This window comes from uncultured Flavonifractor sp., from assembly GCF_944383115.1.
Lineage (GTDB): Bacteria > Bacillota > Clostridia > Oscillospirales > Oscillospiraceae > Flavonifractor.
The window spans coordinates 1-12902 of sequence record NZ_CALWOJ010000061.1; the positions used below are offsets into that span (position 1 = coordinate 1).

At 59.3% G+C, this 12902-nt stretch carries 10 protein-coding genes; 3 read left to right on the top strand and 7 right to left on the bottom strand.

Translation table 11 applies throughout. The features are described 5' to 3' along the window. From Q0K43_RS07530 to Q0K43_RS07540, 3 genes are all read left to right on the top strand, one after another. A partial coding sequence (locus tag Q0K43_RS07530; protein ID WP_297289940.1) for an acyl-CoA dehydratase activase-related protein occupies positions 1-1448 on the top strand: 1448 nt, incomplete at its 5' end. A gap of 19 nt (positions 1449-1467) precedes the next feature. After that, entirely contained in the window at positions 1468-2778 is a 1311-nt protein-coding gene (locus Q0K43_RS07535) for a 2-hydroxyacyl-CoA dehydratase (RefSeq protein ID WP_297289941.1), read from the top strand. Positions 2779-2908: 130 nt separating this feature from the next. After that, on the top strand, positions 2909-4249 hold the full coding sequence (locus Q0K43_RS07540; protein WP_297289942.1) for an MATE family efflux transporter: 1341 nt from the start codon (positions 2909-2911) through the stop codon (positions 4247-4249). Between the two features lie 56 nt (positions 4250-4305). Here Q0K43_RS07540 and uvrA read toward each other — a convergent pair whose 3' ends face one another. The 7 genes from uvrA to pyrE form a co-directional block, all read right to left on the bottom strand. Continuing rightward, positions 4306-7128: an excinuclease ABC subunit UvrA gene (gene uvrA, locus Q0K43_RS07545; protein ID WP_297289943.1), complete on the bottom strand. Its 2823-nt coding sequence runs from the start codon at positions 7126-7128 to the stop codon at positions 4306-4308. Positions 7129-7149: 21 nt separating this feature from the next. Further along, positions 7150-7353: a hypothetical protein gene (locus tag Q0K43_RS07550; protein WP_297289944.1), complete on the bottom strand. Its 204-nt coding sequence runs from the start codon at positions 7351-7353 to the stop codon at positions 7150-7152. Position 7354: 1 nt separating this feature from the next. Continuing rightward, positions 7355-8368 carry an aldo/keto reductase gene (locus tag Q0K43_RS07555; RefSeq protein WP_297289945.1) on the bottom strand — a complete coding sequence of 338 codons (1014 nt, stop codon included), beginning with the start codon at positions 8366-8368 and terminating at the stop codon, positions 7355-7357. Positions 8369-8398: 30 nt separating this feature from the next. Beyond that, on the bottom strand, positions 8399-9154 hold the full coding sequence (locus Q0K43_RS07560) for a hypothetical protein (RefSeq protein ID WP_297289946.1): 756 nt from the start codon (positions 9152-9154) through the stop codon (positions 8399-8401). Between the two features lie 24 nt (positions 9155-9178). Continuing rightward, the gene (gene uvrB / locus Q0K43_RS07565; protein WP_297289947.1) at positions 9179-11140 is read right to left on the bottom strand and encodes an excinuclease ABC subunit UvrB; all 1962 of its coding nucleotides are present in this window, start codon (positions 11138-11140) and stop codon (positions 9179-9181) included. A gap of 69 nt (positions 11141-11209) precedes the next feature. After that, positions 11210-11884, bottom strand: a complete 675-nt coding sequence (gene radC / locus Q0K43_RS07570) for a JAB domain-containing protein (protein WP_297289948.1) — start codon at positions 11882-11884, stop codon at positions 11210-11212. A 21-nt stretch (positions 11885-11905) separates the two neighbouring features. Next, complete coding sequence (gene pyrE, locus Q0K43_RS07575) at positions 11906-12577, bottom strand: orotate phosphoribosyltransferase (RefSeq protein WP_297289949.1); 672 nt, start codon at positions 12575-12577, stop codon at positions 11906-11908. Between the last annotated feature and the right edge of the window lie 325 nt (positions 12578-12902).

Here is a 12902-nt window from a genome sequence, read left to right on the forward strand (position 1 = left end):
CCAGTGTGGAGGACATCTCCGCGGGCCTGTCCACCTCCATTGTAAAAAACGCCATCTACAAGGTCATCCGGGCGGCCTCCGCCGACGACCTGGGCAAGCACATCGTGGTGCAGGGCGGCACCTTCCACAACGACGCGGTGCTCCGGGCCTTTGAGCTGGAGCTGGGCCGCAATGTGACTCGGCCCACCATTGCGGGTATTATGGGCGCGTTCGGCGCGGCCCTGGCCGCCCGGGACCTTCATCTGGAGAAGAGTTCCATCCTGACGGCGGAGGATTTAAAGACCTTCTCCCACACTGCCAGGCCTGTAACCTGCAACCTGTGTACCAACCACTGCTCCCTCACCGTCAACACCTTTGACGGCGGTCGGCGGTTCATCTCGGGTAACCGCTGCTCCCGCCCCCTGGGCAAGGAACGCACCGAGAACCCCGATTTGATGCACTATAAGTATAAGCGGCTGCGGGCGCTCCACGGCAAGGGGGCCGGTAACGGCGTCCGGGGGAAAATGGGCATCCCCTTCGGCCTGAATATGTATGAAAACCTGCCCTTCTGGTTTGAGTTCTTTACCCGCCTCAACTTTGAGGTGGTGTTGTCTCCCGAGTCCTCCCGCAAACTTTATCTGAAGGGCCAGCATACCATCCCGTCGGATACGGTGTGCTATCCCGCCAAGCTGCTCCACGGCCATGTGGAGGCCCTGGTGGAGGAGGGTGTGGACGCCATCTGGTATCCCTGCATGTCCTACAACAACGATGAGGGCATCGGTGACAACCACTACAACTGCCCGGTGGTGGCCTATTATCCAGAACTGCTGGCCGCCAACGTGCCTCTGCTCAAGCAGACCAAATTCCTGGATCCCTATGTGGGCCTGTGGCGCCATAAGGATTTCACCAAGCGCATTGCCGCAATCATGGAGGAGGAGTTCAATATCCCCAGACGGGAGACCGAGGCGGCTGCCAAGGCGGCCTACGCGGCCTATGACACCTACCTCCACGATGTGCGGGAGACGGGCAAACGTTATATCGAATACGCCCGTGCCCATGATATGCCCATCATTGTGGCCTGCGGCCGACCCTACCACATTGATCCGGAGATCAACCACGGCATCAACGATCTCATTACCTCCTTCGGTTTTGTGCTGGTCACCGAGGACGCCCTCAGCTATCTGGAGGGCTACGCCCCCCGAAAGGTGTTGAATCAGTGGACCTTCCAGTCCCGGATGTACAACGCCGCCCGCTATGTGTGTACCCAGAGCGACATGCAGGTGGTGCAGCTGGTCAGCTTTGGCTGCGGTACCGACGCCATTACCACCGACGAGATGCGCGACATCCTGGAGAATGGCGGTAAGCTGTACACCCAGCTGAAGATCGACGATATCAGCAACCTGGGGGCAGTCACCATCCGGGTACGCTCGCTGATGGCGGCTATGGACGCCCGGAAGCACCAGGACTGAGAAAGGAACCATCGTTACTATGGCAGAACTGATTTATGACAAGACGGGCCGCCTCCTGTTTACCAAGGAGATGAAGGAGGAGTATACCATCCTCTTTCCCACCATGCTGCCTGTCCATTTCGGCCTGATCGCCCGCGTTTTGGAGCGGGAGGGCTATAAGCTGGAAATGCTCACCACCAATCACCGCAACATTGTGGATGAAGGTTTGAAGTATGTCCACAACGACACCTGTTATCCCGCCCTGCTGGTCATCGGCCAGCTGATCGACGCGGTAAAGAGCGGCAAGTACGATCCCCATAAGGTGGCTTTGCTCATCACGCAGACCGGCGGCGGCTGTCGTGCCTCCAACTACATCCACCTGCTGCGGAAAGCTCTTGTAAAGGCGGGACTGGAGTATATTCCTGTCATCTCCCTCAACCTGTCCGGCCTGGAACATAATCCCGGCTTCAAGCTGAATCTGGACATCATCCGTAAGGCTATTTTCGGCCTGATGTATGGTGATATCATTGTGCAGACCGCCAACCAGGTCCGCCCCTATGAGGTGCAGGCCGGTCAGACGGAGCAGACCATCGAAGCGGTACAGAACCACCTGCTGGAGGAGATGAGCAAGGGCAAGGGCCTGTCCTTCAAGAGCATGGTGGAGAACTTTGACCACATTGTGGCCGCCTTCAAGGCCATCCCCGTGGCCGGGGAGCCTAAAGTCCGCGTGGGCGTGGTGGGGGAGATCTACATCAAATACTCCCCTCTGGGCAACAATAACCTGGAACAGTTCCTCCTCTCCGAGGGGGCGGAGCCTGTGGTGCCCGGCCTTACCGACTTTATTATCTTCAAGATCTACAACCGGGAAGTGGACGTGGATATCTACGGCGGCAAGTGGGCCAAAAAGACCGCCTGCGCCGCCTTGCGCCACTATGTGGAGAAGTGCCAGCGGGCCATGATTGACGCCATGAAGCGGGGCGGATTCCGGGCTCCCGGCACCTTCCAGGATCTGCGCCGGCTCATTCAAGGCTACCTGGGCGAGGGCAACAAGATGGGGGAGGGGTGGCTGCTTACCGCCGAGATGCTGGAGCTGATCCACTCCGGCACCCCCAACATCGTCTGTACCCAGCCTTTCGGCTGCCTGCCTAACCACATTGTGGGCAAGGGCATGATCCGCAAGCTGAAGGACGACTATCCCAACTCCAACATTGTGGCCATCGACTATGACCCCGGCGCCACCAAGATCAACCAGGAAAACCGCATTAAGCTGATGCTGGCCAACGCCCGGGCCCTGGCCCGGCAGTCGGCCCAGGCCAAAGAAGTGGAGCGGGAAGAGACGGTCCACGCCTGAATGGTATTTTGCGGACCAGACAGGAAAAAGCAAATCAACCTCAGCGGGCTGCCACGCCGCTGAGGGATACAGATCGGGGCGTGCGTAAGCGCGCCCCGATTTTTTGGATGGAGCAACAGGAGGAGATCCAATGGAAGAGAACAAGATGGCGGTGATGCCGGTACGCCGGCTGCTGCTCAATATGTCCTGGCCTATGATGTTGTCCATGCTGATCCAGGCGCTGTATAACTTGGTGGACAGTCTTTTTGTGGCCAGATTGAGCCGGGACGGCTTTGAGGCGCTGGCGTTGGTGTATCCTGTGCAGATGCTGATGATCTCGGTATGTGTGGGCGTGGGCGTGGGCTTCAACGCGCTGCTGGCCCGCCGCCTGGGTCAGCGGCGGCAGGAGGAGGCGGACCAGGTGGCGGCCAACGGCTACTTTGTCTACTTTGCCTGCTGGCTGATTTTTATGGTGTTGGGCGTGACCTTTGCCCGGCCTTTCCTGTCCCTGTTCTCCGATGTGCCGCAGCAGATCGACTACGGTGTGCAGTACCTTTCCATTGTGACCGGCCTGTCCATCGGCGTGTGCATGCAGTTTGCCGGTGAGCGTACCCTCCAGGCCACGGGGGATACGGTGGGGCCCATGATCATTCAGGGGATCGGGGCGGTGGTCAATCTGATCCTGGACCCGCTGTTTATCTTTGGCATTGGCCCCTTCCCCCGTATGGAGGTGGCCGGAGCGGCCCTGGCCACCGTATTGGGGCAGATGGTAGGCCTTGCCGCCAGCTTCTGGATGGTGCGCCGCAGCCGGCTGATCACGCTGTCTTTCCGGCGGTTCCGTCCCAATGGAGAAATCATACGCACCATGTTCCGGGTGGGTTTTCCGGCCATCCTCATGCAGTCGCTCTCCAGTGTGATGACAGTGGGCATGAATTTGATTTTGCCGCTGTTCACACCCTTCGGCGTATTTATTCTGGGTGCCTATTACAAGATCCAATCCTTTATTTTTATGCCGCTGTATGGTATGAACAATGCGCTGGTTCCCATTATCAGTTTTAATTATGGCGCCAGGAGCAGAGCGCGTATTACCGGTACGGTACGCTTTGCCATGATCCTGACGGCGGCCATTATGGCGGTTGGGACTGTTTTCCTGTTGATTTTGGCCGGACCGCTGCTGACATTGTTTGACGCTGACGGCGCGCTGCTGGCAGCGGGTACGGCGGCGCTGCGCCTGATCTCCCTGTCGTTTCTGTTTGCCGGCGCGTCCATCATCCTCTGCTCCGCCCTGCAGGCCCTGGGTTCGGCCAATGCCAGCCTGCTCATCTCCCTGCTGCGTCAGGTGATCCTGCTGTTTCCGGCGGCTCTGGTGTTTGGAGCGTTGGATGGCGGTCTGGTATGGCTTGCGTTCCTGGCGGCGGAGGTACTGGCCTTTGGCGCTTCGCTGCTGCTCTACCGCAGAGCTTATCTCAAAATAGTGTCCGTCCTGACATAGTTGGGTACCTATAACAGGAAAAGAGCGCGCTGCCTTGGCAGCGCGCTCTTTTCCTGTTATAGCATACGTTTGAGGTATTGACCGGTGTAGCTTTGCGGGCAGGCGGCTACCTGCTCAGGGGTGCCGGTGGCTACGATGGTGCCGCCGCCGCTGCCCCCCTCGGGGCCCAGGTCGATCACATAGTCGGCGGTCTTGATCACGTCCAGATTGTGTTCGATGACCACCACCGTGTTGCCGGCCTCCACCAGCTTCTGCAGTACCTCGATGAGCTTGTGGACATCGGCGGTGTGCAGGCCGGTGGTGGGTTCGTCCAGAATGTAGATGGTCTTGCCGGTGGAACGCTTGGCCAGTTCGGTGGCCAGCTTGACCCGCTGGGCCTCGCCGCCGGACAGCTCCGTGGAGGGCTGGCCCAGCTTTACATAGCTCAGGCCCACCTCATAGAGGGTCTGGAGCTTGTTGTACAGCCTGGGCAGATGCTCGAAGAAGGGCAGGGCCTCCTCCACCGTCATGTCCAGCACCTCGTAGATGTTCTTGCCCTTGTAGCGTACCTCCAGGGTCTCCCGGTTGTATCGCTTGCCTTTACACACTTCGCAGGGGACGTAGATATCGGGAAGGAAGTGCATCTCGATTTTGATGAGGCCGTCGCCCTGGCAGGCCTCGCACCGGCCGCCCCGGACATTGAAGGAGAACCGGCCGGGACCGTAACCGCGGGCCTTGGCGTCGGGGGTGGAGGCAAACAGATCCCGGATATCGTTGAAGAGCCCGGTGTAGGTGGCGGGGTTGGAGCGGGGCGTACGGCCGATGGGGGACTGGTCGATGGCAATGATCTTGTCCAGAAACTCCTCTCCCTCGATGGACTGGTGCTTGCCGGCCCGGGTCTTGGCCCGGTTCAAGTCGCAGGCCAGTCTCTTGTAGAGGATCTCGTTGACCAGGGAGGATTTGCCGCTGCCGGATACGCCGGTAACGCAGGTAAAGGTACCCAGAGGGATGGATACATCCACATTTTGCAGATTGTTCTCCGCCGCGCCGCGGACGGTAAGAAAGTGACCGTTGCCCGTCCGCCGCTCCTCCGGTACGGGGATCTTTTTCCGGCCGGACAGGTAGTCGCCGGTGATGGAGGCGGGGTTGTTCATGATCTCCTGGGCGGTGCCGCAGGCCACCACCCGGCCGCCGTGGACGCCGGCGCCGGGGCCGATGTCTACGATATAGTCGGCCTCCCGCATGGTATCCTCGTCGTGCTCCACCACCAGCAGGGTGTTGCCCAGGTCCCGCAGGTGCTTCAGGGTGGCCAGCAGCTTGTCGTTGTCCCGCTGATGAAGGCCGATAGAGGGCTCATCCAGGATATACAGCACCCCCATCAGGGAGGAACCGATCTGGGTGGCCAGCCGGATGCGCTGGCTTTCGCCGCCGGACAGGGTGGCGGCGGCACGGCTCAGGGTCAGGTATTGAAGCCCCACGCTGTTGAGAAAGCCTAACCGGTTCTTGATCTCCTTTAAGATCCGGTCGGCGATGAGCATCTTCTGCTGGGAAAGTTCCAAATGTTCCACAAAATCCAGAGCTTCTGTGACCGATTTGCGGCAGAAGGTGTCGATATTGATGCCTCCCACGGTAACGGCCAGAGCCTCTTTCCGCAGCCGCTTGCCGCCGCAGTCGGGGCAGGGGCGCTCGCTCATGCAGTCCTCCAGATCCCGGCGCATGGCGTCGGACTGGGTCTCCTTGTAGCGGCGCTCCAGGTTGTTGATGATGCCCTCGAAGGGCTGCATCAGGGTACCGTGGCCGTTGGCGCGCTCATAGGTCAGCTTCAGTTTTTCTCCCTTGGTGCCGTAGAGAATAATATCCATGATCTCCGCCGGAAGGTCTTTTACCGGGGTGGTCAGCTTGAAGCCGTACTTTTTGGACAGAGCCTCAAAGTACATCCGGGAGATGGAGTCCCCCTTGATGTTGTTCCAGCCGGAGGCGGTGATGGCGCCGTCCAGAATGGACAGCTCCTTGTTGGGGATGATGAGATCCGGGTCCACCTTCAGCTGGGCGCCCAGGCCGGTGCAGGTGGGGCAGGCCCCGAAGGGGTTGTTGAAGGAGAACATCCGGGGGGACAGCTCCTCGATGGAGATGCCGCAGTCCTCGCAGGCGTAGTTCTGGGAAAACATGATATCCCGGTCCTCGCCCACAATGTTGACCACAACCAGGCCGCCGGCCAGGTTGGAGGCCACCTCCACCGAGTCGGTGAGCCGGCGGGCAATGTCCTCCTTGATGACCAGCCGGTCCACCACGATCTCGATGCTGTGCTTCTTGTTCTTGTCCAGCTCGATCTCTTCCGACAGGTCGTACAGGGAGCCGTCCACCCGGCAGCGGACGTAGCCCGACTTGCGGGCGTCCTCCAGCAGCTTCTGGTGGGTGCCTTTCTTGCCCCGCACCACCGGTGCCATTACCTGGATGCGGGTAGCCTCGGGCAGCTCCAGCACCTGATCGATGATCTGGTCGATGGTCTGCTGCTGGATCTCCTTGCCGCACTTGGGGCAGTGGGGAGTGCCCACCCTGGCCCACAGCAGACGGAGGTAGTCGTAGATCTCGGTGACGGTACCCACGGTGGACCGGGGGTTTTTGGAGGTGGTTTTCTGGTCGATGGAGATGGCGGGGGAGAGGCCGTCGATGTAGTCCACGTCGGGCTTCTCCATCTGCCCCAGAAACATCCGGGCGTAGGAGGACAGGGACTCCACATACCGGCGCTGTCCCTCGGCGTAAATGGTGTCAAAGGCCAGGGAGGACTTACCGCTGCCCGACAGGCCGGTGAGTACCACCAGCTTGTCCCGGGGAATGTCCACGTCGATGTTTTTTAAGTTGTTGGCCCGTGCGCCTTTGACAGAAATATGGTCGAGCATAAATTTGATTCCTCTTCTTTGTTATACATTCAGCAGCTCCCGAAAGATGTAAAACCACAGGGCCCAGAGCAGCAGCCCCGTACCCAGTACACCCAGCAGGATACGCAGGGGTCTGGGGGGCTTGGGCCAGACCGCCAGGCAGATCAGAGCAAAGGCGGCCATACCCAAGAGAAAAGGGGCATAAGTAGTCAAAAGCACCCCCAGGGTTACATTCCAGTCCCCCATATCAGTATCCGAATACCTTGGCCACCTTACCCAGCATGTCGCGGATGGGCAAATTGTAGGGACACCGCCGCTCGCAGGCGCCGCACTGGACGCAGGAGCCGGCATGATAGGGCATGGCGTCGTACCGCTCCTTGGCCCAGTCGGCCAGGCCGTACTTGCGGGCGTAGTTTGCCATCAGGAAGCAGCCGGGAATGTTGATGCCGTTGGGGCAGGGGGCGCAGTAATTGCACCGGCGGCAGAACTCGTTGCCCAGCTCCTTGCGGATGCGGTCGCATTCCGCCAGCTCCTCCTGGGTGAGGGGGGAGAAATGCTCAGCGGCTTCGGCGTTGCGATCCACCTCCTCAGGGGAACCCATGCCGGGAATGGAGATATCAATGACGCCGGAAGCGGCGATAAACCGCAGGGCCAGGTTCCAGTCGTCCAGGTTGCCGCCTGCCATAGGCTTCATACCGATGGTGCCGATGCCCATCTCGCGGGCCTTCTTCAACACTTCATGGCCGTGGATCTCCACGATGTTGTAGGGAAACATGATGGTCTCAATCTTGTCGCCGTGAAGCTCCAGCATCTTTTTCAAAGCACCGATGTTGTGGGCAGTGACCCCCAGGTGGCCGATCTTGCCCGCGGCCTTGGCCGCTTCCAGGGCTTCCCAGGCGCCGCCTTCACCAAAGACCTTATCGATCTCGTTTTCCGGCAGGTTGTGGATTTGATAGAGGTCGATGTAATCGGTGCGCAGGTTCTTCAGGCTGATGTCAATATCCCTGGCCATAGAGTCCTTGTCTCGGGACATAGACTTGGTGGCCAGGATGAACTTGTCACGGCGGCCCTCCAGAGCGGCGCCCAGATACTCCTCGGAGACGGTGTAGCCCCGGGCGGTGTCAATGAAGTTTATGCCGTACTGTTCCAGCTTGTCCACGATGGCGCGGGTGTTGGCGGCGTCGGAACGCTGGATGGGAATGCCGCCGAAGGAAACCTGGGCAGCTTTAAGACCAGTTTTACCAAGTGTGACGTAATTCATGACAAAAACCTCACTTTTTATGATGTTTGGTCAGCTAATCATAACGAGCCCCGCGATAAACAGACCGAGGGACAGAAGTGTAAATGCGATCCAACTAAAGATACGGGAAAAGATCTCCCACTCGGAGGGCTCGGCGTCCTCCGGGTACTTGACCCGGAAGGACAGGTGAAGGCGGAACAGGGTGTCGTCGAATTTAATGAGCAGGGCGGCAATCCCGGCAAGGAAGAGACCCAGAAACCACATCAGGGAATTGCCCCGGTGGGCGTCCGCTTCGGGCAGCTGGGAGAATCGGATGAGGGTGGACAGGCTGGGCTGGTGGGGGTCCACCACATTGCCGTCTGCGTCGTGTTCGACACCGTTGACCGAGTAGGTGACATGAAAGAGGTCGGAATCAGGCTCGCCGTCCTCCCGTATAAACAGAAACAGATCTTCGGTGTATCCGCCCCGAAAAAGAATGCTGTCCTCCTCCCGGATCTCTACACCGATGAGGTCCAGGGACTCCCACTCTCCGTCTGGGGCGGCAGTGGGGTCTTCACGGACGGTATAGGGGCCGTAGACCGTGTCCCCCCAGTGGTAAGTGACGGTGTTTCCTTCTACCGTGAAGGAGGCACTCTGACCGTCCACCTTGGCGGAGTACACCATGGTGTTGCCCTCCGTGGCAGGGAAGTAGAGGGCGTCCTGGTACTCCACGCCGTACTGGCGGCCAATGAAGAAGTAGAGGACGGAAAAGACAGCGACAATGACGATCAAAACAATGGGCAGGATCTTTTTCAGCCGGTCGTACATGATAACAGCCCTCCTTGTAAGAGGTCACCCCTGGCCCCGCAGCTCGATGATGCGGTCCCGGAGGACGGCGGCGTACTCGAATTCCAATCTCTTGGAAGCTTCTTTCATCTCCTTCTCCAGCTTGGCGATGGCGGCCTCCTTCTCCTTCTTGGACAGAGCCTTCTTGGAGTGGGGCAGCTCGCCTTTGTCCTCGGACAGGTCGATGACGTCCCGCACCGACTTGATGACAGTCTTGGGCACGATGCCGTGGGCCTGGTTGAAAGCGTCCTGCTTGGCCCGGCGGCGCTCGGTCTCGTCAATGGCACGGCGCATGGAGGGGGTGATGGAGTCGGCGTACATGACCACCAGACCTTGGGCGTTGCGGGCAGCACGGCCGATGGTCTGGATGAGGGAGGTCTCGGAGCGGAGAAAGCCCTCCTTGTCGGCGTCCAGAATAGCCACCAGGGAGACCTCCGGCAGGTCCAGGCCTTCACGCAGCAGGTTGATGCCCACCAGCACGTCGAAGGTACCCAGCCGCAGGTCCCGGATGATCTCCATCCGCTCGATGGTGTCGATATCGTGGTGCATATACCGCACCTTGATGCCGGCATTGGTGAGATAGGCGGTGAGATCCTCCGCCATCTTCTTGGTGAGGGTGGTGACCAGGATACGTTCCTTCCGGGCGGTGCGGTCGTTGATCTCCCCGATCAGGTCGTCGATCTGGCCCTCCACCGGGCGCACCTCGATCTTGGGGTCCAGCAGGCCGGTGGGACGGATGACCTGCTCCACGATCTGGCCTGACCGCTCTCGCTCGTACTCGCCGGGGGTGGCGGACACATAGACCACCTGATTGAGGCGTTTCTGGAACTCCTCAAACTTCAGAGGCCGGTTGTCAAAGGCGCAGGGGAGACGGAAGCCGTAGTCCACCAGGGAGGTCTTTCGGGCGCGGTCACCGTTGTACATGGCCCGCACCTGGGGGAGGGTGACGTGGCTCTCGTCGATGAAGAGGACAAAATCCTTGGGGAAGTAGTCCAGCAGGGTGTGGGGGGGCGACCCGGCGGGGCGGCCCTCAATGACCCGGCTGTAGTTCTCGATACCGGTGCAGTAGCCCAGCTCCTGCATCATCTCCACGTCGTACATGGTGCGCTGCTTGATGCGCTGGGCCTCGATAAGCTTGCCCTCCCGCTCGAAGAAGGCCACACGCTCCTCCAGTTCCTTATAGATCTCCTGGATGGCGGCGTCCATCTTCTCCTTGGGGGTGACGTAGTGGGTGGCAGGCCAGATGGGGATGGTGTTGAGCCGCCGGATGGGGGCGCCGGTGACCACGTTGATCTCGGAGATGCGGTCAATCTCATCTCCAAAAAACTCCACCCGGATGGCGGAGTCCTTCCAGTAGGCCGGGAAGATCTCTACTGTGTCTCCCCGGACCCGGAACATATTGCGCTCAAAAGCGATGTCGTTGCGCTCATAGCGGATGGCCACCAGCTTTTTCAGCAGCTCGTCCCGCTCCATCTGAGCGCCCACCCGGAGGGAGACCATCATTTTGGCGAAGTCCTCCGGCTCGCCCAGGCCGTAGATACAGGACACCGAGGACACCACGATCACGTCCCGCCGCTCCATCAGGGAGGCGGTGGCCGCCAGCCGCAGCCGGTCAATCTCCTCGTTTACCGCAGAGTCCTTTTCGATAAAGGTATCGGTATGGGGGATATAGGCCTCGGGCTGGTAGTAGTCGTAGTAGGACACGAAATACTCCACCGCGTTGTTGGGGAAGAACTCCTTGAACTCGGCGCACAGCTGGGCGGCCAGGGTCTTGTTGTGGGCCAGCACCAGGGTGGGCCGCTGAACCGCCTCGATGACCTTGGCCATGGTGAAGGTCTTGCCCGAGCCGGTAACGCCCAAAAGGGTCTGCTCATCCAACCCGTTTTCGATGCCTGCCGCCAGAGCGGCAATGGCCTCGGGCTGATCGCCTGCCGGCTGATATTCGCTTACCACTTCAAATTTGGGCATACCATCACCTCGCAGGCCAATTATAACAGAACAAAAGTTCTATTTCAACTGATATTCGAAAGAATGTTCTCATGGTTTGTAAAAGCCGCTGTCCCGGAGGGACACCATATCGTCGTCCACGAAAATCAGGTGGTCCACCAGTTCGATTCCCATGCGGGCCAGGAATGGGGCCAGGTTGTCAGTGGTGGCGATGTCCTCGCTGGAGGGGAAGGCGATGCCGGAGACGTGATTGTGGGCCAGCACCACCGCTGAGGCGTTGAGGGAAAGGGCGGCCTCAGCAATGAGCCGGATGGTGATGTTGACGGCATTCACGTTTCCCTCGCCCAGCTTGCGGATGCCCAATACCTTGTGCTTGCCATCCATACACAGCAGACAGGTCTGCTCGTTGCGGGCGCCGAAAAAGTAGGGCTGGAGCAGGGCATAATAGTCCCGGGAGCTTTGGGCGATATCATCCACCTGAGTGCGGGCGGTGAGATAACGGCCGGACAATTCCTTGGCGGCCTTGAACAGAACGGCGGCGTGTTCGCCCACACCTTTCACCTTTTGCAGTTCCTCCGGCGAGGCGTCCAATATGCCGGCCAGGGAACCGAAATGATCCAGCAGCTCGTGGGCCAGGGGATTGGTGTCGCTGCGGGGATTGGCGTAGAAGAGGAGCAATTCCAGCAGCTTATGGTCGGGGAAGGAGTCCGGCCGGGCCAGAAATTCAGTTTTCAAACGCTGACGGTGGCCGTCGTGGGTACCCATGACCCATCCCCCTTTCCAGAATTACCGGGCGCCGTATTCCTTCAGATAGGCTTCCATTTTGCACTTCATTTCATCATCGATATACACCTTGCCGTCAATCTCTTTGTTATGCAGGAAAGATATGATCTCTCTGACGGTAACGATGGGGTAGACGGCAATGCCGTAGTCCTCACGCAGCTCGTCCAGGGTGGAGCAGTCCTTGGTACCCCGCTCCATACGGTCCACAGACACGATGAGGGCCTTCATGTTGACGTCGGCCACGTGCTTGAACAGTTCGATGGTCTCACGGACGGCGGTGCCGGCAGTGACCACATCCTCCACGATGACCACATCGTCCCCGTTCTGGGGTTTGTAACCCACCATGGAGCCGCCCTCGCCGTGATCTTTGGCCTCCTTGCGGTTGAAGCAGTAGGGCAGATCCCGCTCATAGTTGCGGTACAGGGAGGCGGCAGCGGTGACCGCCAGGGGGATGCCCTTATAGGCGGGGCCGAACAGACAGGTGACCCCATCAGGCAGATTCTCCTGGATGCAGGCGGCGTAGTAGTCGCCCAGCTTGGCGGCCTGCGCGCCGGTCTTGTAGTTGCCGGTGTTGATGAAGTAGGGAGTCTTGCGGCCGGACTTGGTGGTAAAGTCGCCGAAGGTGAGTACGCCGGAGCGCACCATAAAGGTAATAAATTCCTCTTTGTAAGTCATGTGGAAAACCTCGCTTCCCCAAAATAGTCAAAATATTATACCACTGTTTCAGGAACGGAACAAGTGCCTGCACCGTCCAAAGAAAAGAAGGATTCAGGAAATTTTAATTGTTCTTTTTCGGGATGATATGGTACAATATAGGAACTGATATCTGAGAGGTGTTCTGTTTGGAATTGCTGCAATGGCTGACGTCCACCAACCTGGGCGAAATGTTCTTTACCATGCTGGTCTCTATGGTGCCTATCATCGAGCTGCGGGGCGGCGTGCCCTTCGGTACCGCTCTGGGCCTGCCTCCGGGACAGGCGCTGGTGGCCTCGATTATTGG